This is a genomic window from Enterobacter sp. S-33 (assembly GCF_028735835.1).
In the GTDB taxonomy this organism is placed as follows: domain Bacteria; phylum Pseudomonadota; class Gammaproteobacteria; order Enterobacterales; family Enterobacteriaceae; genus Enterobacter; species Enterobacter vonholyi.
Genome location: NZ_CP117838.1, coordinates 3,077,747 through 3,101,791, shown reverse-complemented (window position 1 = coordinate 3,101,791; position 24,045 = coordinate 3,077,747). Strand labels below are relative to the sequence as shown.

Below are 24,045 nucleotides of genomic sequence, written 5' to 3'. Positions count from 1 at the left end.
TCCTCATTCTACTGATTCTCCAGAGAAGAGAACTTAGCGTTATTTTGACTCTCTAACGCAGTAATACGTGATTCATGATTCGCTAATTGTGCGCTGTGATTCTGAATCGTCGCTTCCTGTGTTTGCTGGCGTGACTGAACGGTAGCAACAGCAGCTTTATTCGCTGCGGCTACCGTTTGTGCATCGACAGCTAAAGATTGCGCATAAGCGCCCGTATTAAATGCCTGAGTCGCTTTGCCAGAGGCATCCTGAAGTGCTTGATCTTGTCTATCCTGATCGGCGTTGAAAATGCTTTTATCGACCTTACTTGCTAGCGCTTGAGTGTTGGCGTCTGCTTTGTTGTTCGCATTGGTCGCGGTGATGTCAGTTTTATCTACTCTCGTGTTTGTATCAATGATTGCTTGACCGTTAGTAATAACGCCTTGTAAAGCCGCGTCTGCTTTATTATTAGTGTTATCAATCAATATATTCTGTTTGTTATCAGTGATTGTCTGATCTGCTTTGTAATCGTCGACTTTCTGATTAAGGATAGCGTTAGCTTGAGTGTTAGCATTTACGCCATCTTGAGCGGTGTTAGCTGTATCTTGTGCTTTATTAATAGCTGTATTTGCTCTGTCAATATCGCCCTGAAGGTTATAGATTTGCCCGTCTTGCTTAATGTTACTCCCCTCGATGTTATCAAGGTTATAGGCGGTTTTATCGGTACCCTGAATTTGAATGTGAGCACCTGGATTATTGACGTTATCGTCAAGGTTTATGTTTACTTCCGCAGCATTTGCAGTATTCATTGAACCAGCAAACACAAAACCAAAAACAGCGATAGCTGTTGTATTTAAATATTTCATTTTAAAGCTCTCATCATCACTACAAGAAAAAATAAAGTAAGGGCGCTATCCTGGCGGGAAGATACAACGTCTTGTTATATCTGAAATAATTCACTATTAACGTTGAAAATTTTGGTTTGATAACTTATTTCGTAACGTGCAGTAACTATCTATGAATGTGTAATTTTGATTATTGATCTAAATCATAAATAGCAGGAATAGCAAAACGAACCGTTCCAGAAAAGCTCGGCTTAATAATCTTATAATACAATAAGATAGCGATTCATGATGGATGAGAGCCAAATTAGATATAAAACACCAATACATTAAATGTATTTAAGTGTTTTGATTAAAATTGGTTAATAATACACATAACAGTTTATGTAAATTTATGGGTTTTTGCCGATTATTTATTATCGAACCTTTCGTCAGCTTCGAATGAAAATAAATTCAGCTCATTTTTGTTCCGGGATATACCAGGAGAAAATATTTATGTTGAAGATGCTAGCGAAAAAGTGTTTAGGGAGATTCATAACGCGATCGCTGCCGTGATAAATCAAAACCCCTTGCGCCTGACCTGTGGCCACGGTTACACTGATTGAGAACATTGATTTCAATAAATCATTGTTTTAAAAGTATTTTGACTCGGGGTGCCCTTCCTTGTGAAGGCTGAGAAATACCCGTATTACCTGATCTGGATAATGCCAGCGTAGGGAAGTCAGATGCCTTCCCGGTCATCGCTTCTTCACGCAAGGCAGGAGCGAACCCATGCAGCCTGACCTGCTCGATTTACACGTTTTACATCACTTCCGCACCCGTTCTCCGCTGACCCATTGTATGACCAATGATGTCGTACAGACCTTTACGGCCAACGTTCTGCTGGCGCTTGGCGCATCACCCGCGATGGTGATTGAGGCCGAAGAGGCTGAACAGTTTGCTGCGATCGCCGATGCGCTGCTGGTCAACGTTGGCACGCTGACCGCGCCGCGCGCCCAGTCGATGCGCCGGGCGATTGAGAGCGCGGTGGCGGCAGGCAAGCCCTGGACGCTGGACCCGGTTGCCGTGGGCGCCCTGGCGTTCCGCACCCGTTTTTGCCATCAAATTCTTGCCCTGAAACCGGCGGCCATTCGGGGCAATGCCTCTGAAATCCTTGCTCTTGCCGGGATGAGCCCGGGTGGGCGCGGCGTTGATACGACCGATACCGCCGCCAGCGCGGTGCCCGCTGCACAGGCGCTGGCCCGCCAGACCAATGCCGTTGTGGTCGTCACCGGCGAGGTGGATTACATCACGGACGGGCAACGTACCCGAACGGTTACCGGCGGCGATCCGCTGATGACGCGCGTGGTAGGCACCGGATGCGCGCTTTCTGCCGTTGTGGCGGCGAGCTGTTCGCTGCCGGGTGACCGGCTGGATAACATTGCAGCCGTCTGCGGATGGATGAAGCGAGCCGGAACGGTAGCCGTTACGCACTCCCTTGGCCCGGGCAGTTTTGCCAGCGCGTTCCTGGATGCGCTCTATACGCTGGAGGAGCAGGCATGAAGCGGATTAACGCCCTGACCATTGCCGGCACCGATCCCAGCGGCGGCGCGGGTATCCAGGCTGACCTGAAAACCTTCTCCGCCCTTGGCGCGTACGGCTGCTCGGTCATTACCGCGCTGGTGGCGCAAAACACGCGCGGCGTGCAGTCGGTCTACCGTATCGAGCCGGATTTTGTTGCCGCGCAGCTGGATTCTGTGTTCAGCGACGTGCGCATCGATACCACCAAGATCGGCATGCTGGCCGAGACGGATATTGTGGAAGCGGTGGCCGAGCGGCTTAAACGCTATCAGGTGCAAAACGTGGTGCTGGATACCGTTATGCTGGCAAAAAGCGGTGACCCGCTGCTTTCGGCCTCCGCCGTGGAGACGCTGCGTACAAAACTGCTGCCGCAGGTGGCGCTTATCACGCCCAATCTGCCGGAAGCCGCCGCGCTGTTAGGTACATCGCATGCGCAAACTGAACGCGAGATGAAAGCGCAGGGAAACGCGCTGCTGGCGATGGGCTGCGGCGCGGTGCTGATGAAGGGCGGTCATCTTGACGACGCTGAAAGCCCGGACTGGCTCTTTACCCGCGATGGCGAAGTACGTTTTACCGCGCCGCGCGTGCAGACCAAAAACACCCACGGCACGGGCTGCACGCTCTCCGCCGCGCTGGCGGCGCTGCGTCCCCGGCATGAAGGCTGGGCCGATACGGTTAGCGAAGCGAAAGCCTGGCTCTCGGCGGCGCTGGCAAAAGCCGATACTCTGGAAGTCGGTCACGGTATTGGGCCGGTTCATCATTTTCATGCATGGTGGTAACCCAGTATACTGGCAGGAAACACCACGCCTGAGAAAACAGAGATGGAACAAGCGCATACCCGGTTAATCGCTCAACTGAATGAACGGATCGCCGCGCCGGACAACACGCCGCTGTACCTGAAATTTGCCGAAACGGTAAAAAATGCGGTGCGAAGCGGCATGCTGGAGCACGGGAATATTTTGCCCGGCGAGCGCGATCTGAGCCAGTTAACCGGCGTGTCGCGCATTACCGTGCGAAAGGCAATGCAGGCGCTGGAGGAAGAGGGCGTGGTGACGCGTTCTCGTGGATATGGCACGCAAATCAACAACATCTTTGAATATTCGCTGAAAGAGGCGCGCGGGTTCTCGCAGCAGGTGGTGCTGCGCGGCCAAAAGCCCAATACGCTGTGGGTCAACAAGCGGGTGGTGAAATGCCCGGAAGAGGTGGCTAACCACCTGTCGATCTCCCCGGACAGCGAGGTTTTTTTACTTAAGCGCATTCGCTATGTGGATGACGATGCGGTGTCGATTGAAGAGTCCTGGGTCCCGGTCGGGTTAATTCCCGATCCGGATGCAATTGGCATTTCGCTGTACGACTACTTCCGCAGTCAGAATATTTTCCCGCAGCGCACCCGCTCAAGGGTGAGCGCCCGCATGCCGGACAGCGAGTTTCAGGCGCACATTAAGATGGATGAAAAAATACCGGTGCTGGTGATCAAGCAGGTTGCGCTTGACCAGCAGCACCGTCCGATTGAGTACAGCATCAGCTACTGTCGCAGCGATCTATACGTCTTTGTGTGCGAGGAGTAATTCTTCACGAGTCGGGGCGCAATCGCCGCCGCGGTGGCTGACCACCCAGGACGCCACGGCATTCCCCAGCAGAACGGCGTCTGCCAGCGACCATCCCGCTGCCAGCCCTGCCAGCGTGCCGCCCGCGTGGCTGTCGCCAGCACCAATGGTGTCCACAACCGTCGCCGGGAACGCCGGAACAACGCCCGAGGCGTCACCGTCATACCACATAGCACCGTCTTTATCATGGCGCACGATTAGCGCGGCGCCGAAGCGCTGCTGCCATACTTCACCCAGGTTGTCAGCCTCTACGCCCAGTCTTTCAGCCGCGAGCCCCGCTTCCTGACGATTGAGCGACACGATTGGCCTGCAGGTCATAATCCGCTCCATCAGCACGTCGGGGATATCCGCGATGCGGGGGCCGAAATCGATCAATGCCGTCACGTCCTGTAATCCCTCCAGCCAGCGTGTCAGCAGCTCGCCGCACGGCGATGCCAGCTGGTAGCCGGACAAATAAACCAGACTGTTTTGCGGAACGTAAAGCGCATCCAGCCAGCGCTGCTGCCACTGGTTCTCCACGCCGTTAAAGGACATAAAGGTACGTTCGCCGTCAGGCTCAACCAGCGCCAGGCACCAGCCGTTGTCGCCCGTATCGGCCTCCACGGCGCTGTGCAGATCCTGCTTCGCCATGGCGTTGCGGATAATATCCGCCCAGACGCCGTGACCGACGGGCAGAGCGTTTTGCGCCGTAATGCCGAGCCGCTTCAGGGCGATGGCAATGTTTAGCGCGCAGCCGCCGATATTTACGCCCTGCTGCTTTAGTTCGATATCGCACCCGCGCCAGGGCAGGGCGTAGGCGTCGGCGATGACGTCTATCACCGCTGCGCCCAGCACCGTCACCGGGCGCGTGGCGTGCAGGGTGTCGAGACGTTGGGCAAATGCATTCATACGCCCTCCCTTTGCTCCCGATAGTGCAGCAGTTTTTCGCAATAGTGACCGAAATCGAGCCGGTTAACGGCGTCGAGCTCGGCCTTCAGCGCCGGGTCAATTGCCTGGACGCCGTGGAGCGCGCCGCAGATGGCCGTCGCCATGGCACCAATGGTGTCCGTATCGCCGCCCAGGTTGGCGCATAAAATGGCGCAGCGGTTTGGATCGGTTTCCGCTAGTTCGACCATCGCAATGGCCGCCGGGACGGACTCAATGGTGCTGGTTCCTGCGCCGACAAGCTGATAAATCTGCTCGCTGGCGGAGTCGATGCCGTTGGCTTCCCGTACGGTCTTAAGCGCCAGCTCAAGACGTGCCGCCAGCGACGCGCTGAAGGTGGTGGTTTTCATCTCCTGCGCATAGCGGGCGATACCCGGCAGAGCATCGACGATGTTCTGCCAGCTTTCGCCGTCGACGGCGCGGGAAACCGCCCACGCAATCACCACCGCGCCGGCAATGGCGAGGTCGGATTTATGGGTCGGGCTGGAGGCCAGCGCCACCTGCTCCACAAAGTGTTCCAGACGCGTGGCCGGAAGCAGGCAGCCCAGCGGGGAGGCGCGCATCGCCGCCCCGTTGGTCACGCCGTTGTTTTCCAGCTCGCTGACCGGCTTGCCGTCACGAATTGCGTTAAGCGCGATTTTGGAAGTCGGGCCGAGCACGTTCTTATTAAACGCATCGAAATCGAGCGCCCAGTGCAGAATATGCTTGCCGATAACATCCGCGTTAATCTCCCCGTCGCACTCAACGATCGCGTCAGCCAGGCACAGCGCCATTGAGGTATCGTCAGTAAACTCTGCCTGTTTGAAATAGCAGGCCGCATTATTCTCTGCCGGGCCGGGTAAAAAGCGGTCGATCCAGCCGAAGTGCGCCTTGACGCGCTTTCTCGGCCACAGCTCCGACGGCATGCCCATCGCATCCCCTAAAGCCTGCCCGTAAAGGGCACCGAGAACACGTTCTTGTTTCATTTAACTTCCCCTTGTGTCAGCGCGGTATCGCCATCAACCACCGCAATTGCGGCGATTTCTTTGTCCGATTCGCGGAAAAACAGCATAAACAGCACGGCAATCACGGCAATCATGATTGCACCAAACGTCCACATTCCGGCCCAGTTGAAGGTCAGCCCATTCACCGGCTCTTTGTATGCGAACATTTTTTCCATCATCACGCCGCCCAGGCGGTAACCCAGCAGGCTACCAAAGCCCTGGCAGCACAGCGTAATCAGGCCCTGTGCGGCGGTGCGCATGTGCACCGGCGCTTTTTTATCCACGTAGATATACGCGGTGACGTAGTAGAAGTCGTAGCTCACGCCGTGCAGCAGAATCCCGAGGAACAGCAGGGCGTAGGTGAAGTACTGTTCTGCACCGCCGTATACGAAGAACCCGTAGCGGATGGCGGCGGTAATCAGACCCAGCAGTAAGACCTTCTTAATACCAAAGCGTTTGGTAAAGAACGGCAGGGCGAGCATAAAGAAGATTTCAGAAAACTGGCCGAGCGTCATCCAGCCGGTGGCGTTTTTCATTCCCACTTCGGTGAGATAGCCGTTGGCGAAAATGTAGTAGAAGGCCAGCGGCATGGCGAACAGGAACGAGCAGAAGAAGAACACGAGGAAGTTTCTGTCGCGCAGCAGGATCAGCGCGTCCAGCCCCAGCATCACTTTGAAGTCCAGCTTGCCGGTACTTTTCGGCGGGGTGTTCGGCAGGAACAGGGCAAAGACGCCGAGCAGGGCGGAGCTGGCTGCCGTCATCAGCAGCGGGATATTGGTATCGGAAATATCGCTGTAGCCCAGCATCTGCGGCAGGAATCCGCACGCCAGCCCGGAGGCGATCCAGCCTATAGTGCCCATCACGCGGATGCGCGGGAAATCGGCCTCGACGTCATCCACGTTCGCGAAGGCAATACTGTTGGTCAGCGCGATGGTGGGCATATAGGTCAGGGAGTAAACCAGCAGCAGCGGGAAGAAGGTGCTGAACTGGGTTTGCTGTGCGGCGAAGTACATCAGAATCGCGCCGGCAAACATCAGCACCGCCAGCACTTTCTGCGCGGCGAAGAAGCGGTCCGTCAGCGATCCGACCAGAATCGGTGAGAGGATAGCGGCAATGGCAGTACAGGCGTAAGACCAGCCGATTTCCCCGGCGGTAAAACCGCTTTTGCTCAGCCACAGCCACAGCGGCACAAACCACGCGCCCCAGATAAACCATTCAACAAACATCATGAATGACAGTTGGACTTTCGTTTTCATTTTTTAATCCTGCATGTCAGAGAGGGTACGCCTTTAACATACCATTCAATAATACCTTTTAAATACCTTTGTGGCGATTGTTTGATCAATGTAACAGTTTTGTTGTACACGAATCGAGCCAGCAGATTGTGCTGAAAAAAAAAGCAAAGAGTGGAAAATCTGTTAAGTCGGTACCAGGCTTAGTCTGCCCATAAATAATGGGACTGGATTAACGCACACCGACATGACGTCGAACTTACGGGAGTATCACATGACTGATATTGCGCAGTTGCTTGGCAAAGACGCCGACAGCCTTTTACAGCATCGTTGTATGACCATTCCAGCCGACCAGCTTTACCTGCCTGGTCATGATTACGTTGACCGCGTGATGGTCGATAACAACCGTCCCCCTGCCGTGCTGCGAAATATGCAGACGCTCTATAACACCGGGCGGCTCGGCGGCACCGGATATCTCTCGATACTGCCGGTAGACCAGGGCGTTGAGCACTCGGCGGGCGCCTCTTTTGCGGCGAATCCGCTCTACTTCGATCCGAAGAACATTGTTGAACTGGCGATTGAAGCGGGCTGTAACTGTGTAGCCTCCACCTACGGCGTGCTGGCTTCGGTTTCGCGTCGCTATGCCCACCGCATTCCGTTCCTCGTGAAGCTGAACCACAACGAAACCCTGAGTTACCCTACCGAATATGACCAGACGCTCTACGCCAGCGTCGAGCAGGCGTTCAATATGGGGGCGGTTGCAGTTGGGGCGACGATTTACTTTGGCTCTGAACAGTCCCGTCGTCAGATTGAAGAGATCTCTGCGGCGTTTGAGCGCGCTCATGAGCTCGGCATGGTGACCGTGCTGTGGGCGTACCTGCGTAACTCGGCGTTCAAAAAAGACGGCGTGGATTACCACGTGTCGGCCGACCTGACCGGCCAGGCGAACCATCTGGCGGCGACCATTGGCGCTGACATCGTGAAGCAGAAAATGGCCGAGAATAACGGCGGCTATAAAGCGGTGAACTTTGGCTACACCGATGACCGCGTTTACAGCAAGCTGACCAGCGATAACCCGATCGACCTGGTGCGCTACCAGCTGGCGAACTGCTATATGGGCCGCGCGGGGCTGATCAACTCCGGCGGCGCGGCGGGCGGCGATACTGACCTGTCAGACGCGGTGCGTACGGCGGTTATTAACAAACGCGCGGGCGGCATGGGGCTGATCCTGGGTCGTAAGGCGTTTAAGAAATCGATGGCCGACGGCGTGAAGCTGATCAATGCGGTGCAGGACGTCTATCTGGACAGCAAAGTCACGATTGCCTGACCTGAGGGCGAAGTGTAGGCCGGGTAAGGCGTAGCCGTGCCACCCGGCAATACCATTAGCGCAAAAGCACACAGTCCGGCGGCAACCGACACTGCAGCGCGCCGGGCAACACCTCAATGCGGAACTGTGTTCCGCTTAACGGCTCTCCGTCGAGGTTAAACGTCATCCCGTGCGGGGCATTTACCTCAAACCACGCCGATTTCCCGTCAATGATATTTGGACTCTCTTCCGGCTGCGTCAGCGTGGTAAACAGCGCGGGCAGCAGGCCGTCGCCCGTGAAAATCCTCAGCTGTAGCTGACCGTCATTGATCAGCGCCTCCGGGCACAGCTGCTGACCGCCGCCCGCCTGACGCCCGTTGCCAATGCCAATGACCAGCGCGTCACCCTGCCACTGAAAATCCTCGCCGCGAATTTCGCAGCGGTCAGGCTTGAGGGTATCCATGCGCATCAGACCGTGGATCAGATACGACACGCCGCCCAGCGCCGCCTTCAGTTTTTCCGGCGTTTCGCTGGTGATGCGCGTGCCGAACCCGCCGGTGGCCATATTGATAAAGCAGGTTTTGTCATTCACCTGCGCAATATCTACGGCGGTGGCTTTACCGAGGATCGCCAGCTGGAGCGCCTTCTCTAACTCCTCCGGGATCCCGGCGCTGGTGGCAAAGTCATTGGCGGTGCCGAGCGGTAAAATGCCCATCACCGGGCGGTTTGCCGGGGGCAGGTCGATCAGCGCTGACGCGATCTCATTGATGGTGCCATCGCCGCCGCCGGAAATGATGGTCTCAACGCCAAGCCCGAGGGCTTCATTGATATAGCGTGCCGCGTCGCCTTTTTCCCAGGTTACCCTGACGTGGATCCGCGCGCCGTCGTCGCGCAAGCCGTGAATTGCCTGACGCAACAGATCGTTGCCTGCACTTTTGCCATTGAGAATCAATAAACTGTCTGGATAGGTTGCCATCCGCGCTGCTCCCTTTTTTAGCGTTAGTAAGAGTGTATAGCAGAGAGGAAAAAAGCGGGTAAGAACAGGATGAAAGGAACGAAATATGCCCGAAAGCGCGTTACACTCCAGCGATGATATGAACTAATCACAGGAAAGTGATGATGAATAAAGTTTTGGTAAGCGCGTGCCTGATGGGCTTCAGGGTTCGTTATAACGCAAGTGAAAAAGCGAGAATGAACGCGCAACTCGCTCGCTGGCAACAGGAACAACGTCTGGTTATCCACTGCCCTGAACTGGCGGCCGGGCTGCCTGTACCTCGTCCTCCGGCAGAGATTATGTCTGCTGATGGCAAAGACGTAATGCGCGGGCAAGCCAGAATTATTGAAAATACCGGGCAGGATGTGACCGCACATTATCAGCTTGCAGCCTGGCTTGCGCTACGCGCTGCTCAGGAGTCGGGGTGTAGCGCTGCATTGTTAACCGATGGCAGCCCAACGTGCGGCAGCGAGTTTATTTATGACGGATCGTTTCGCGGCATACATAAAGCGGGGAGGGGGGTTGCGGCATCGTTGCTCGCTGAGCATGGGATCGCCGTGTTCTCAGAGAAGCAAATCGACGAACTCATTGCCTGGATTGAGGAAAGAGAAGGCAAAAAATAAGCCCGCGTAAGGGAGATTACGCAGGCTAAGGAGGTGGTTCCTGGTACAGCTAGCATTTATGGGTTATGTTTTTCAGCGGGGGGATAATACCCGTATTGAACGAAGCGGTATGTGATCCGATTCTAAGAATTATCCCAGCGCGAAAAAATTTCCCTGATTGACTATTTGCCGTGTGGGTTTCGGGTGCTTTCACCGTTGAAGTTACGCATCAGCAGCGCGAACTTCAGCTCCACCTCTTCCGGAACCGGCAGCCATACGGTATGCCCGTCGCCCGGCGCCACGTCAATCGCTTCGCCTTTGCCGTTTTCCAGATGCTCCAGCGTGAAGTTCATGTTGCCCTGCGGGGTCATCAGCTCCAGGCTGTCGCCTTTGGTGAACTTGTTTTTCACCGCGACGGCCGCCAGCGCGCCTTTACGCTCGCCGGTGAAGTCACCGACAAACTGCTGGCGCTCGGAAACGGAGTAGCCGTGCTCGTAGTTCTGGTAGTCGTCGTGGGTATGACGGCGCAGGAAGCCTTCGGTATAGCCGCGATGCGCCAGGCCTTCCAGAGTTTCCAGCAGGCTGGTATCGAACGGTTTACCGGCGGCCGCATCGTCGATGGCTTTACGGTACACCTGCGCGGTACGCGCGCAGTAGTAATAGGATTTGGTGCGGCCTTCGATCTTCAGGGAGTGCACGCCCATCTGCGTCAGACGCTCGACGTGGGCGATGGCGCGCAGATCTTTTGAGTTCATGATGTAAGTGCCGTGCTCGTCTTCAAAGGCGGTCATGTACTCGCCCGGACGTTTGGCTTCTTCAATCATAAACACGCTGTCGGTTGGCGCGCCGATGCCCAGCGTCGGCTCAACGTTGGTCACCGGAATAGGCTCGTGCTTGTGGACGATGTTGCCGACGTCATCCTCTTTGCCTTCCTGGACGTTATATTCCCAGCGGCAGGCGTTGGTGCAGGTGCCCTGGTTCGGGTCGCGCTTGTTGATGTAGCCAGAAAGCAGGCAGCGGCCGGAGTAGGCCATGCACAGCGCGCCGTGGACGAAGATTTCGATTTCCATATCCGGCACCTGAGTGCGGATCTCTTCGATCTCTTCCAGAGACAGTTCGCGGGACAGGATGACGCGGGTCAGCCCCATCTGCTTCCAGAACTTCACCGTTGCCCAGTTGACGGCGTTTGCCTGCACGGAGAGGTGAATATCCATCTCCGGGAAGTTCTCCCGAACCAGCATGATTAAACCCGGGTCCGACATGATCAGCGCGTCCGGCCCCATATCCACCACCGGCTTCAGGTCACGGATGAACGTTTTCAGCTTGGCGTTGTGCGGCGCGATGTTCACGACCACGTAGAATTTTTTGCCCAGGGCATGCGCTTCGTTGATGCCGAGCTGCAGGTTCTCGTGGTTGAATTCGTTGTTACGCACGCGCAGCGAGTAGCGCGGCTGGCCCGCATACACGGCGTCGGCGCCATAGGCGAAAGCGTAACGCATATTTTGCAGCGTTCCCGCCGGGGAAAGGAGTTCCGGTTTAAACATGTTTGTTCTCGTTCTGATGACAGGTCAGATCCGCGTACACCTGGTGCAGCGGTAAGGGGAGATCCCCCACTTTAAGGGCGGGCATTGTAGCGCTGCGGGGCAGGGAGGTAAAGCGTCGAGTCGTATCACCGCCCATCCGGCGTGTACGCATATTTTTAGGTATTGTCTTTACCATCTGGCTTGAAAGACCGAGGCAATGCCGTTTCCCGCTTTCAGTACAAGCGTGGACTGAACGTCATTGCTTTTGCTTAATTCGAATCAACCAGATACAGGAAAACTAACTGATATTGAGATCGTGTATAACTTTTGAGCGTCATCAAGTCGTCTGTTCAGGAACCTCTCTGAATACGTAGCTTGATTAATGAAGAGAAAAAGACGGAATCTGTTTATGAACCGTTACCATTAGTCAGGGGAAGAGTATGGCGAGGCTGGATTTCTGTGAACTTGCTTCTGCAAGCGCAGATACTGCAGATAGCGACCAATTTGAGAAGTTCGCAAAAATATTCATGGAAAAAATTTTGGGAGGGATTGTAACTAAAGGCCCAAGCCGCGGGGCGGATGGTGGCATAGATATACGGGTTGAGTTTGATATTGCCGGATGTCGAATTGCCAAACTTGTTAGCTGCAAACACTACGCTCCTTCTAAAAAGTCCGTTGGTCGCAGTGATGAAGAGGACATTCAGGACAGACTTGCTGAATTTGAATGTGATGAGTTTGTTGGATTTTATTCCACCATTGCATCGTCCGGACTTGAGCAAAAACTGGAGCGACTGAAAGCTAAAAAAGGGATTTTGTACCAGATTTATAATTCAGAGGATATTGAAACCTTATTACTGGAAAATTATGCGGGCTTTCAGTTAGCAAAGCGTTTTTTTCCTCGCTCAGTACAAAATATATTACCACAATTTATTGCTCTACTGCCCACCTTCACATCCTGTGACGCAGTGCGTCATTCTTCAGGTTGGATAGTCCCGGATGTTTATAGTGACTACGAGCCACGGGTCTACGCCTGTAATGCTAATTTAGCTGCACAGTATGCAAATGAGAAGGCGATGAATGATATCCATGAACCTATGTTCTTGCAGGCATGGAAAGATGCCGTCCATATGTTTTCAGATTATTTCATTATTCCTGCTGCCGGTATTAACAGTGTAAGCAATATTAATGAATTACCACCGGACTGGGATACTTCAGACGATATAATAAATTTATCCGCCGGGAAACGATGGGCACTTTTGGCTATCTGGAGTTTTTTTGATGATAAAAAGGTTAATGCTATTTTGAAGAAAATGCATAAACATCCTTCTCAGCAAGATTTGAACGTTATTAGCTTCGCTTTCCTGGCGATGATAACTGGCATCGAGCGTCGCGATGTATTAGCGCGACTTTTTGCTTATGCTACACCTTTTCGTTCCTGGTAAGGCCACAGTTTTAATGTCTGGAGTCTCTGCCCCGCAGTGCTGCGGGGCAATATTCTCACATTATCCTGCACGCATCCGCTTCCCAGCGATACCCCACGCCATACACCGCGCGAATAAACGACTGTTCGGCGTCCAGCGCTTCCAGCTTGCGGCGCAGGTTTTTGATATGGCTGTCGATGGTGCGGTCGGTCACTACGCGGTAATCGTCGTACAGGTGGTTCAGCAGCTGTTCGCGGGAAAAGACTTTCCCCGGCTCGTGGGAGAGGGTTTTCAGCAGGCGGAACTCCGCAGGGGTCAGGTCCAGCAGCTTGCCGCGCCAGCTTGCCTGGAAGCGGCTTTCATCCACAATCAGCGGGCTTTCAGCGTCCAGCACCTGAAGCTCGCGCTGCGGCCTGCAGCGGCGCAGAATGGTCTTCACGCGGGCTACCACCTCGCGCGGGCTGTAGGGCTTGCAGATGTAGTCGTCCGCGCCGATTTCGAGCCCCAGCAGGCGGTCAATTTCTTCAATTTTGGCGGTGACCATGACGATCGGCACGTCGGAGAAGCGGCGAATTTCCCGGCACAGGGTCAGTCCGTCAACGCCCGGCAGCATTAAATCCAGCAGGATCAGATCCGGCGGAGTCTGGCGCACGTACGGCAGCACCTGGTCGCCGTGGCTTATCAGGGACGGGGCATAGCTGGCCGCGCGTAAGTAGTCGATTAGCAGCTGTCCCAGCTTGGGTTCGTCTTCAACGATCAAAATGCGCGGCGTGTTTTCGTCAATCGGTAACTCGGTCATACTTCTCTCGATAAATCCCGTTCCAGAGGTAACTCTACTGTAATGCTAACCCCGCCAAAAGGCGAATGGGCGGCGCGGATCGTGCCATTATGCGCCTCGACGATGTTAACGCAAATCGCCAGCCCCAGGCCGGAGCCGCCGCTGGCGCGGTTGCGGGAGCCTTCGGTACGGTAGAAACGTTCAAACAGTTTTTCCAGCTGCGCGTCCTGCACGCCGGGGGCGGAATCCGCGAAGGTGAGGGCAAAGCGCCCGTTTTCCTGTCTGCCGGAGATGTGCAGCCCTCCGCCGCTGTCGGTGTAGCGCAGGCTGTTTTCCAGCAGGTTATTGAACAGCTGCATCAGCCGGTCTTTGTCGCCGAACACCACCGCGCTGTCCGGCAGGGAGAGATCGATTTTCAGGTTGCGGCTGGCAAACCGCTCGCGGAACGCGCCGCTGATCACTTCCAGAATATTAATCACGTCCACCGGCGCTTTCTGGTAGGCCAGCGCGCCTTCGTCGGACATGGAGAGCTGGTGGAGATCGTCCACCAGCTTGGTGAGCGTGCCCACCTCCGCCTGCAGGGAAGCCACCGATTCGGGCGTAAACTGGCGCACGCCGTCCTGAATGGCCTCCAGCTCGCCCCGCAGCACCGCCAGCGGGGTGCGCAGCTCGTGGGAGATATCGGCCATAAAGTCGCGGCGCATCTGCTGGTTCTTCTCCAGCGTGCTGGCGAGCTGGTTAAAGTCCTGCGCCAGCTTGCCCAGTTCGTCCTGGCTGCGGGTATCGACGCGGGTGGTGAAATCCCCGGCTGCGAGCTTGTGCGTACCCTCCACCAGCCGTTTTACCGGGGCGAGCAGACCGCGCGCCAGCGGGAAGGTGGCGAGCGCGGCGAGCAGCGTGGAGAGGGCGACAATCAGCCAGCTAGTGCGGCGCTGCTGGCGGTCAAAGTTGATGTCGGTGTTGCGCGTCAGGCGCTCTACCGGCGAGGCGATCACCCAGCCCACGGTGGCGTTATTCACTTTAATTGCCCGCCGGGTGCCGTCCGGCGGTATCGGCGCGCGCGGCCCAACCAGGGGGCGCATATCCTGGTCGATCACCCAGAACTGGGTGCGCCAGCCGTGCGGCGGCATGCCCGGCCCAGGGCGATCGTCACCGGTATCGTGCTCCAGCGAGCGCAGGATCTGGAAAATAAAGCGGTCGTTATTGCGCAGAAAACGCCAGTTGCCGTGTTGGGCGTACTGTTCACTCAGCGCATCGCTTAAGCCCTGTAAACGCTGTTCATTGCCATGCTTGATGTAATCAATAAAGCCGCGCTCGAAGCTTACCCGCACCGCCCAGTGCATGGTGATCAGCAGGACGATACAGGTGGCGAAGATCGCTACAAAGAGCTTGCCGGTAATACCCGGACGCCAGAATTTCATGAGCCACTCCTTTTGCCGCGCCTAATCACGACGTTCTTGCTGGTATCATCCGGCACTCTGGCGAAGATGAAAGCGGGCAGGGCGATGATGACCGCCATGCTGAGGTAGGTATACAAAAAGACCTGATGTGCCACCGGCGTGTCGACGCTGAGATGGTGCTGGCCGTACATGCCGAGCAGCAGGCCGGCAATGGTGACGCCCACGCTCATGGAGAGCTGCATCACCATCGACAGCAGGCTGTTGCCGCTGCTCGCCAGATCGTCAGGAAGGTCCTTCAGCGTCAGGGTATTCATCGACGAGAAGCGCATGGAGTTGATAATCCCCTGGCAGAACAGCACCAGCGGCAGGACGTAGTACCAGCCCATCAGCGCCACGGCCATAAACAGCAGGCTGACCAGCGCCAGCCCCAGCGTAGCGGCCACCAGCACGTGTCGATAGCCAAAGCGGTTGACCACCTGCACCACAACGCGCTTCATCCCCATGCTGCCGAGCACCATCGGGATCATCATCAGGCCCGCGTGGAACGGCGAAAAGCCCATGCCAATTTGCAGAAAAACGGGCGTCATAAACGGCAGCATCCCGCTGCCGATGCGTCCGGCGAAGCTGCCAGACAGGCCCAGACGGTAGGTGGGGTTTTTAAACAAGTTCAGGCTGAACAGCGCCTTATCGTTACCTCTGGCATGCCGCAGATACCACAGTATGGCGGTAACGCCGAGCGCGATCAGGAGCCCGAGCGTCAGGGGGGAAATCCCGAGCCCTTTTTGCCCGTCCAGCGCCAGGGTAAGTGTAGCCATGCCCGACGCCAGCAGGATAAAACCGAAGAAATCAAAGCGCCGCGTCTGCATTTTGTAGTTCGGCATCAGCGCCAGGGTGGCGATGGCACCGATGATGCCCACCGGCAGGTTGATTAAGAAGATCCAGTGCCACGAGGCGTACTCCACCAGAATGCCGCCCAGCGCTGGACCCAGCAGTGGCCCCACCTGACCGGGCAGGGTCACAAAGGTCATCGCCGCCATGTACTGCTCGCGCGGCACAATCTTCATCACCGTTAGCCGCCCGACCGGCACCATCATCGCCCCGCCGATGCCCTGCAGCACGCGCGCCGTCACCAGCTGGTCGAGGGTATTGGCCTGGGCGCAAAACAGCGAGCCGGTGGTAAACAGCACGATGGCGGTAAAGAAGATGTTCCGCACGCCGACCTTATCGGCCAGCCAGCCGCTGGCGGGCAGCATCACGGCCACCGTCAGCACGTAGGAGACAATCACCATGTGCATATGCAGCGGGCTCTCCCCCAGGCTTTTCGCCATGGAGGGGAGGGCGGTGTTGACGATGGTCGTATCCAGCGACTGCATAAAGAAGCCGAAGGCGACTATCCATAGCTGCCAGCGAACGTTAGCGGGGAGATCGGTCATTTACTCGGTCACCGTGGTTCTGTTTTTACGCGAGAAGCGCAGCCGCAGGCGGTCGAAGAACAGATAGACCACCGGCGTGGTGTACAGCGTCAGCAGCTGGCTCATCACCAGGCCGCCGACAATGGTGATCCCCAGCGGCTGGCGCAGCTCTGAGCCGTCGCCGCCCGAGATCACCAGCGGCAGCGCGCCAAACAGCGCCGCCAGGGTGGTCATCATGATCGGACGGAAGCGCAGCAGGCAGGCCTGGAAGATGGCCTCTTCCGGCGACAGATTGCCGTTGCGCTGGGCGTCCAGCGCGAAGTCCACCATCATGATGGCGTTTTTCTTCACGATACCGATCAGCAGCATGATCCCGATGAGCGCGATAAGGCTGAACGGCGCGCCGAACAGCTCCAGCGCCAGCAGCGCCCCCACGCCCGCCGACGGCAGCGTCGAGAGAATGGTCAGCGGGTGAACGTAGCTCTCGTACAACACGCCCAGCACAATATAAACCGTGGCGATGGCGGCCAGAATCAAAATCACCTGCGAATTCATCGTCTCCTGGAACACCTGCGCGGTGCCGGCAAAGCTTCCGCGCACGGTGGACGGCACGCCAAGCTGCGTCATCGCGCGGTTGATAGCATCGCTGGCCTCAGAAAGCGACGAACCGGCGGGCAGGTTAAAGGAGATGGTCGATGCCGCCGATAGCCCCTGATGGTTCACCGACAGCGGCGCGTTGGCAGGCTGCCAGCTAGCGAAGTAGGAGAGTGGAATCGCCTTGCCGTCGTTGTTAATCACAAACATTTTGTCCAGGGCGCTGATGTCCTGGGTGTAGCGCGGGTCAACTTCCATCACCACCTTGTACTGGTTCATCGGCTGGTAGATGGTGGAGATCTCGCGCTGGCCGAAGGCGTTGTTCAGCAGGCTGTTGGCGGCTTCAACGTTAATACCCAGCCGCGACATGGTTTCGCGGTCATAGGTCAGCGCCATCTCGGCGCCGTTGTCCTGCTGATCGGAGTTCACGTCCGCCAGCTCCGGCAGGGCAGCCAGCGCCTTGCGGATCTTCGGCTCCCACTCGCGCAGGGCGGCCAAATCGTCCGAGAGCAACGTGTACTGATAGCTGGCGTTCGCCTGTCGCCCACCGACGCGGATATCCTGAACGGCCATCAAAAACAGGTTTGCCCCCGGCTCTTTCGCGAGTTTCACCCGCAGGCGGTCAATCACCTGCTGGGCGGTTTCGTTGCGCTCGCCGCGCGGTTTCAGGGTAATAAACATCATCCCGCTGTTGACGCGTGACCCGCCGGTAAAGCCGGTGACGTTATCCACGGCTTTGTCTTCACGAATGATCTTCATAAAGTCCTGCAGCTTGCCGCGCATCGCCTGGAATGAAATGCTCTGGTCCGCCTGAATGCCGCCCATCAGCACGCCGGTATCCTGCTCCGGGAAGAAAGTTTTCGGGATGGTGATATACATCCAGACGTTGAGCACGATGGTGCCCATCAGCACCAGGCCGACAAGACGCGTATGGTTCAGCACCCACTTCAGCGATTTACCATAGCCTTCCTGCAGTGCCATCAGGAAACGGCCAAAGCCTTTGCGGCGCGGCTGCGAATGGGGTTTGCTGCGCTTGAGCATCCAGCCGCACATCATTGGCGTCAGCGTTAAGGAGATAACCAGCGAAATGCCGATGGCGACGGAGAGAGTGACGGCAAACTCGCGCAGCAACCGGCCCGGCAGCCCGCCCATCAGCAGCAGCGGCAGGAACACCGCGACCAGCGACAGGCTCATGGAGAGTACCGTAAAGCCCACCTCGCGCGTGCCCTGCAGCGCGGCCTGCAGCGGCTTCACGCCCGCTTCCAGATGGCGGGAAATGTTCTCCAGCACCACGATGGCGTCATCCACCACGAAGCCCGTCGCAATCGTCAGGGCCATCAGCGACAGGTTGTTGAGGCTAAACCCGCACAGGTACATGGCGGCAAAGGTACCGATCAGCGAGACCGGCACGGCCACCGCCGGAATAAGCGTCGCGCGGCCGGATCGCAGGAACAGGAAGACCACCAGGATCACCAGCGCGACGGAGATCACCAGCGTTTGCTCGACCTCTTCCAGCGAGGCGCGAATGGTCGGGGAGCGATCCTGAGCAATTTGCAGATCGATCGCCGCCGGTATGGTCTCCTGCAGGTCCGGAAGACGGGCGCGAATGCTGTTCACCGTCTCGATAATGTTGGCCTCCGGCAGCTTGCGGATCATCAGCAGAATCGCCGGCTTGGCGTTAGTCATCCCGGCGTTACGCACGTCCTGCACCGAATCGGTGACGCTGGCAACGTCGCTTAAGCGCACCGCCGCTCCGTTGTTATAGTGGATGATGAGCGGTTGATATTCCGCCGCGGTTTTCAGCTCGTCGTTGGTGTGGATCTGCCAGCGGTGGCTGCCGTCCTCAATCGCCCCCTGCGGTTTACGCACGTTGGCGTTGCTGATGGCGGAGCGCACGTCGTCCAGTGACACGCCCTGGTTAAACAGCGCCTGCGGGTTTAACCCCACGCGCACCGCGGGCAGGGAACTCCCCCCGACGCTCACGTCGCCGACGCCGTTAATTTGTGAGATTGTCTGCGCCAGCTGGGTAGACGCAAAGTCGTACAGCTGCCCCTGTGAGTACGTATCCGAGGTCAGCGTCAGGATCATGATCGGCGCGTCGGACGGGTTGGCTTTGCGGTAGGTTGGGCGGCTCGGCATCCCGCTCGGCAGCAGGCTCTGTGCGGCGTTGATGGCCGCCTGCACGTCGCGCGCCGCGCCGTTGATATCCCGGTCGAAGCTGAACTCCAGAATGATGCGCGTGCTGCCCAGCGAGCTGCTGGAGGTCATCTCGTTGACCCCCGCAATTCGCCCGAGCGAGCGTTCCAGCGGGGTGGCAACCGACGAGGCCATGGTTTCCGGTGAGGCGCCCGGCAGCGAGGCGCTGACCATGATCACCGGGAAATCCACCTGCGGCAGGGGGGCCACCGGCAGCAGCCGGAAGCCCAGAACGCCGCAGAGGGTAATGGCGAGCGAGATTAAAATCGTCGCCACCGGGCGATAAATGAAGAGGGCGAAAAACTTCACTTATGCCTCCTCTTCACGTTTCGGGAAGCGGCTTTTGGTCCACAGCGCCAGGCGGTCAAACAGCAGGTAGATCACCGGCGTGGTGAACAGCGTCAGCACCTGGCTCACCAGCAGACCGCCGACCATGCCGATACCCAGCGGACGACGGAGCTCCGCGCCGACGCCGGTGCTGAGCATCAGCGGCAGCGCGCCCAGCAGGGCGGCCAGCGTGGTCATCAGGATAGGGCGAAAACGCAGCAGGCAGGCCTGGAAAATCGCATCGCGCGGCGACATGCCCTGCTCGCGCTCGGCGGCCAGGGCGAAGTCGATCATCATGATGGCGTTTTTCTTCACGATCCCGATAAGCAGGATGATGCCGATGATGGCAATCACGTCCAGCTCGCTGCCCGCCAGCATCAGTGCCAGCAGTGCCCCCACGCCCGCCGTCGGCAGGGTAGAGAGGATGGTGATCGGGTGGATAAAGCTTTCGTACAGCACGCCGAGCACGATGTACATCGCCACAACCGCCGCCACGATCAGCCAGATGGTGTTGCCCAGCGCGGCCTGGAACGCCAGGGTGCTGCCCTGGAACTGAGTCTGAATGTCGGACGGGAAGCTGAGCTCTTTTTCAGCCGCCTGAATGGCCTCCACCGCTTCACCCAGAGAGTAATTGTCCGGCACGTTAAAGGAGATGGTGGTGGACGGGAACTGATCCAGATGGTTAATCGACAGCGGGGTATAGCGTTCTTCCACCGTGGCGATAGCGCTCAGCGGCACAATGCCGCCGTCTTTGCTGGTCAGGCGCACCGAGTCCAGCCCCGCCAGGCCGGGCGTGTTCTCCGTGTTGTGCTCCAGCACCACGCGGTACTGGTTCGCCTGGGTGTAGATGGTGGAGATCAGGCGCTGACCGAAGGCGTTGTACAGGGCGTTGTCCACGTCCGCCATGGTGATACCCAGACGGCTGGCGGTATCGCGGTTGACGTTAACGTACGCCGCCAGCCCTTTGTCCTGCCAGTCGCTGCTGACGTCGGACAGCTGGGGCAGGGTGTTAAGCTTGTTCACCAGCTGCGGCACCCAGGTGCTGAGGGCATCCAGCGTGGTGGCCTGCAGCGTGAACTGGTACTGCGTGCGGCTGACCTGCGTATCAATGGTCAAATCCTGAATCGGCTGCAGGTAAAGCTCAACGCCCGGCACGCGCGCGACGGCGTTTTGCAGACGCTCAATGACGGCGTTGACGCGATCGTCGCGTTCATCCAGCGGCTTGAGGTTGATCTGCAGACGCGCGCTGTTGAGCGACGGGTTGGTGCCGTCGACGCCCACGTAGGAGGTCAGGCTCTCGACCGCCGGATCTTTCATGATGATTTCAGACACCTGCTGCTGGCGCTGGGCCATATTGGCGAAGGAGACCGACTGCGGGGCCTGAAGCGTGCCCTGGATAATGCCGTTGTCCTGGATCGGGAAGAAGCCTTTCGGAATGAAAATCCACAGCATCACGCTGAGCGCCAGCGTGCCGAGCGCCACGCCGAGCGTTGCCCACGGATGGTTCAGGACTTTCGCCAGCACGCGACCATAGGCGGCAATAATGCGCTCGAACATGCGCTCGGAGGCGCGCGAAAAGCGGTTTTGCTTGCGCAGGGACTCGTGGCTCAGCATGCGGGCGCACATCATCGGCGTCAGAGTCAGCGACACCACGGCGGAGATCAAAATGGCGACCGCCAGCGTCACGGCAAACTCGCGGAACAGACGCCCGACGATATCGCCCATAAACAGCAGCGGGATTAGCACCGCAATCAGCGAGAAGGTCAGCGAGATAATGGTAAAGCCGATTTCCCCTGCGCCCTTCAGCGCGGCGGCCAGCGGTTTTTCGCCTTTCTCGATATAGCGCGAGATGTTCTCGATAACGACGATGGCGTCATCCACCACGAACCCGGTGGCGATGGTGAGCGCCATCAGCGTCAGGTTATTGATCGAAAAATCGAGGAACACCATCACCGCAAAGGTGCCGACCAGCGAGAGCGGTACGGCGACGGCAGGAATAATGGTTGCCGGAACGTTGCGCAGGAACAGATAGATGATCATGACGACCAGCGCAATTGCCAGCATCAGCTCAAACTGGGTGTCGGTGACCGACGCGCGAATGTTGGTGGTACGGTCGGAAAGCACCTTCACGCTGACCGATTTCGGCAGGCTTTCGATCAGCTGCGGCAGCATGGTGCGGATGCTGTCGGCGGTTTCGATGATGTTCGCGCCCGGCTGGCGCTGCACGTTCATCACGATCGCCTGCTGCCTGTTGGCCCAGGCTCCCAGCCAGCTGTTTTCCGCACCTTGTTCTACGGTCGCCACGTCGCCCAGACGCACCGGCGCGCCGTTCTGGTAGGCGATAATCAGCTGACGATATTCGTCGGCGGACTGCATCTGGTCGTTCGCCGAGAGCGTCACGGCGCGGGTTGGGCCGTCCAGCGAGCCCTTCGCCGAGTTGACGTTCGCGTTGCTGATGGCGCTGCGGATGGTTTCGCTGGTGAGCCCCAGCGCGGCGATGGCCTGCGCGTTCAGCTTGACGCGCACCGCCGGGCGCTGTCCACCCGCCAGGGTGACGAGGCCGACGCCGGAAACCTGAGAAATTTTTTGCGCCACGCGCGTTTCGACCATGTCCTCTACCTGGGTCATCGGCATTGCGGAGGAGGTGACGGCCAGCGTCATGATCGGCGGATCCGCCGGGTTCACCTTGCTGTAGACAGGCGGGTTAGGCAGATCCGACGGCAGCAGGTTGGTGGCGGCGTTGATGGCCGCCTGTACCTCCTGCTCGGCGACGTCCAGCGACAGCGTCAGCTGGAACTGCAGCGTCACGACGGATGCCCCGCCGGAGCTCTGGGAGGACATCTGTTTTAGCCCCGACATCTGGCCGAACTGGCGCTCCAGCGGTGCGGTGATGGCGGAAGTCACGACATCCGGGCTGGCGCCGGGATACAGCGTCACCACCTGAATCGTTGGGTAATCCACCTCCGGCAGCGCCGATACGGGCAGGAAGCGATAGCCGATAATCCCGGCGAGCAGGATCGCCACCATCAGCAGCGTGGTGGCGACAGGACGAAGGATAAACAGGCGTGACGGCCCACCTGTAGAGCCTGGCGGCAGCACCTGCATCAGGATTTCTCTCCCTGTTTCGCAGGTTCAACCACTTCCACTTTGGCCCCTTCGGTCAGACGGTCAATACCGTCGGTGACCACGCGGTCGCCTGCGGAAAGGCCGGCGCTGATGACCACCGTCTGGCTGTCCTGAATACCGGTTTTTACCAGATGCTTGCTGACCTTATTGTCGTTGTTGAGCACCCAGACAAAGTTGCCTTCATTACCCATCTGCAGTGCAGCGGTGGGGATCACCACCGCGTTTTCTTCGGTCGCAACCAGCATGCGCGCATTGACGAACTGGTTCGGGAAGAGGGCATCGTCCTGGTTATTAAAGCGCGCCTTCAGCTTGATGGTGCCGGTGGTGGTGTCGATCTGGTTATCCAGACTGAGCAGGGAGCCTTCGCTCAATTTCTGCTTGTTGGTGCGGTCCCAGGCTTCCACCACCAGGCCTTTACCGGTTTTTTGCGCCTGCATGACGGTCGCGATATCGCTTTCCGGCAGGGTAAAGACTAAATCAATCGGGTGGGTCTGGGTGATCACCACGATGCCCGTGGTGTCGCCGCTGGAGATTTGGTTGCCGATATCGACCTGCTTCAGGCCGACACGCCCGTCAATTGGCGCGGTGATACGGCTCCAGTCCAGCTGCAGCTGGGCGCTGGCAACGGCGGCTTCGTCGGCTTTGATAGTGCCCTGCGTTTCGCTGACCAGCGACTGCTGGGTGTCCAGCTCCTGACGAGACACGAGGTTGGTTTTCACCAGCTGCTGGTAGCGCGCTAAATCCCGGCGGGCGTTGGCGAGCGTGGCTTTGTCTTTCGCGAGCTGTCCCTGCGCCTGGGCGAGGGCGACCTTAAACTGGCTCGGATCGATTTCCGCCAGTAAATCACCGGCTTTGACCTGCTGACCTTCCTGGAAGTGGATCGCGACGAGCTGGCCGTCGACGCGGCTGCGCACCGTGGCGGTATTGGCGGCGGTAATGGTCCCGAGACCTGTGAGATAGCGAGGAACGACTTTATTCACCGCCGTCGCCGCCTGTACCGGCGCCAGGGCTCCGCCGCGCATGCCGTGACGCCCTCCGCCTGCCGGGCGCTGTGCCTGATTGCTGGCACCGGCGGGAGCTGCGGAGTTCGCGGATTGACTGTGCCAGTACCAGGCGGCGGCAAGGGCCACCACAATGATGCCAGCGGCGATTGCCCAGCGGGATTTGTTACTGCCTTTCATCGTTATACGTTCTCATCCTGAAGACTTCGGGGAATGATACTAGTTTAGTCAGCTAACA

The 24,045-nt window shown here is 57.8% G+C and carries 18 protein-coding genes and 1 riboswitch; of the genes, 6 read left to right on the top strand and 12 right to left on the bottom strand.

Annotated elements, in window-relative coordinates; genetic code table 11:
- Positions 1-8: 8 nt before the first annotated feature.
- Entirely contained in the window at positions 9-845 is an 837-nt protein-coding gene (locus PUP35_RS14700; RefSeq protein ID WP_274240344.1) for a hypothetical protein, read from the bottom strand.
- 615 nt (positions 846-1,460) lie between these two features.
- Positions 1,461-1,557, top strand: a riboswitch (TPP riboswitch).
- A 35-nt stretch (positions 1,558-1,592) separates the two neighbouring features.
- Here PUP35_RS14700 and thiM point away from each other — a divergent pair.
- Genes thiM through PUP35_RS14685 form a run of 3 tightly spaced genes read left to right on the top strand, consistent with a single transcriptional unit; the run spans position 1,593 to position 3,949 of the window.
- On the top strand, positions 1,593-2,363 hold the full coding sequence (thiM, locus tag PUP35_RS14695) for a hydroxyethylthiazole kinase (protein ID WP_115875818.1): 771 nt from the start codon (positions 1,593-1,595) through the stop codon (positions 2,361-2,363).
- Positions 2,360-3,160 carry a bifunctional hydroxymethylpyrimidine kinase/phosphomethylpyrimidine kinase gene (gene thiD, locus PUP35_RS14690; RefSeq protein ID WP_115875817.1) on the top strand — a complete coding sequence of 267 codons (801 nt, stop codon included), beginning with the start codon at positions 2,360-2,362 and terminating at the stop codon, positions 3,158-3,160. Before thiM ends, thiD begins: the two co-directional genes overlap by 4 nt.
- A gap of 42 nt (positions 3,161-3,202) precedes the next feature.
- Positions 3,203-3,949, top strand: coding sequence for a GntR family transcriptional regulator (locus PUP35_RS14685; protein ID WP_111965802.1), 747 nt, complete (start codon positions 3,203-3,205; stop codon positions 3,947-3,949).
- On the opposite strand, the gene PUP35_RS14680 is transcribed toward PUP35_RS14685, so the two are convergent.
- The 3 genes from PUP35_RS14680 to PUP35_RS14670 are packed head-to-tail and all read right to left on the bottom strand — an operon-like array spanning position 3,923 to position 7,151.
- Complete coding sequence (locus PUP35_RS14680; RefSeq protein ID WP_274240343.1) at positions 3,923-4,876, bottom strand: PfkB family carbohydrate kinase; 954 nt, start codon at positions 4,874-4,876, stop codon at positions 3,923-3,925. The two genes, PUP35_RS14685 and PUP35_RS14680, sit on opposite strands and share 27 nt — an antisense overlap.
- Positions 4,873-5,877 carry an ADP-ribosylglycohydrolase family protein gene (locus tag PUP35_RS14675; protein WP_274240342.1) on the bottom strand — a complete coding sequence of 335 codons (1,005 nt, stop codon included), beginning with the start codon at positions 5,875-5,877 and terminating at the stop codon, positions 4,873-4,875. Before PUP35_RS14675 ends, PUP35_RS14680 begins: the two co-directional genes overlap by 4 nt.
- A complete protein-coding gene (locus tag PUP35_RS14670; RefSeq protein WP_047174535.1) occupies positions 5,874-7,151 on the bottom strand; it encodes a nucleoside permease in 1,278 nt (425 codons plus the stop codon). The genes PUP35_RS14675 and PUP35_RS14670 overlap by 4 nt, the downstream gene beginning before the upstream one ends.
- Before the next feature lie 250 nt (positions 7,152-7,401).
- Here PUP35_RS14670 and fbaB point away from each other — a divergent pair, with 250 nt between their 5' ends.
- Positions 7,402-8,454 carry a class I fructose-bisphosphate aldolase gene (gene fbaB, locus PUP35_RS14665; RefSeq protein WP_008500869.1) on the top strand — a complete coding sequence of 351 codons (1,053 nt, stop codon included), beginning with the start codon at positions 7,402-7,404 and terminating at the stop codon, positions 8,452-8,454.
- A gap of 55 nt (positions 8,455-8,509) precedes the next feature.
- Here the strand turns inward: fbaB and yegS are convergent, their stop codons facing one another.
- Positions 8,510-9,409, bottom strand: a complete 900-nt coding sequence (yegS, locus tag PUP35_RS14660) for a lipid kinase YegS (protein WP_047174536.1) — start codon at positions 9,407-9,409, stop codon at positions 8,510-8,512.
- A gap of 140 nt (positions 9,410-9,549) precedes the next feature.
- Between yegS and PUP35_RS14655 the strand changes: the two genes are divergently transcribed.
- Positions 9,550-10,050, top strand: a complete 501-nt coding sequence (locus tag PUP35_RS14655) for a DUF523 domain-containing protein (protein WP_274240341.1) — start codon at positions 9,550-9,552, stop codon at positions 10,048-10,050.
- Positions 10,051-10,211: 161 nt separating this feature from the next.
- Here the strand turns inward: PUP35_RS14655 and trhP are convergent, their stop codons facing one another.
- Entirely contained in the window at positions 10,212-11,573 is a 1,362-nt protein-coding gene (gene trhP, locus PUP35_RS14650; RefSeq protein WP_023312421.1) for a prephenate-dependent tRNA uridine(34) hydroxylase TrhP, read from the bottom strand.
- 419 nt (positions 11,574-11,992) lie between these two features.
- Between trhP and PUP35_RS14645 the strand changes: the two genes are divergently transcribed.
- Positions 11,993-12,994 carry a hypothetical protein gene (locus tag PUP35_RS14645; RefSeq protein WP_274240340.1) on the top strand — a complete coding sequence of 334 codons (1,002 nt, stop codon included), beginning with the start codon at positions 11,993-11,995 and terminating at the stop codon, positions 12,992-12,994.
- A gap of 55 nt (positions 12,995-13,049) precedes the next feature.
- On the opposite strand, the gene baeR is transcribed toward PUP35_RS14645, so the two are convergent.
- The 6 genes from baeR to PUP35_RS14615 are packed head-to-tail and all read right to left on the bottom strand — an operon-like array spanning position 13,050 to position 23,987.
- A complete protein-coding gene (baeR, locus tag PUP35_RS14640) occupies positions 13,050-13,772 on the bottom strand; it encodes a two-component system response regulator BaeR (RefSeq protein WP_115875811.1) in 723 nt (240 codons plus the stop codon).
- Complete coding sequence (gene baeS, locus PUP35_RS14635) at positions 13,769-15,172, bottom strand: two-component system sensor histidine kinase BaeS (RefSeq protein ID WP_111965795.1); 1,404 nt, start codon at positions 15,170-15,172, stop codon at positions 13,769-13,771. Before baeS ends, baeR begins: the two co-directional genes overlap by 4 nt.
- The gene (locus tag PUP35_RS14630) at positions 15,169-16,584 is read right to left on the bottom strand and encodes an MFS transporter (protein ID WP_274240339.1); all 1,416 of its coding nucleotides are present in this window, start codon (positions 16,582-16,584) and stop codon (positions 15,169-15,171) included. Before PUP35_RS14630 ends, baeS begins: the two co-directional genes overlap by 4 nt.
- Positions 16,585-19,662: a multidrug efflux RND transporter permease subunit MdtC gene (mdtC, locus tag PUP35_RS14625; RefSeq protein WP_115875809.1), complete on the bottom strand. Its 3,078-nt coding sequence runs from the start codon at positions 19,660-19,662 to the stop codon at positions 16,585-16,587.
- On the bottom strand, positions 19,663-22,785 hold the full coding sequence (locus PUP35_RS14620) for an MdtB/MuxB family multidrug efflux RND transporter permease subunit (RefSeq protein WP_274240338.1): 3,123 nt from the start codon (positions 22,783-22,785) through the stop codon (positions 19,663-19,665).
- On the bottom strand, positions 22,785-23,987 hold the full coding sequence (locus PUP35_RS14615; RefSeq protein ID WP_271368669.1) for an MdtA/MuxA family multidrug efflux RND transporter periplasmic adaptor subunit: 1,203 nt from the start codon (positions 23,985-23,987) through the stop codon (positions 22,785-22,787). The genes PUP35_RS14620 and PUP35_RS14615 overlap by 1 nt, the downstream gene beginning before the upstream one ends.
- Between the last annotated feature and the right edge of the window lie 58 nt (positions 23,988-24,045).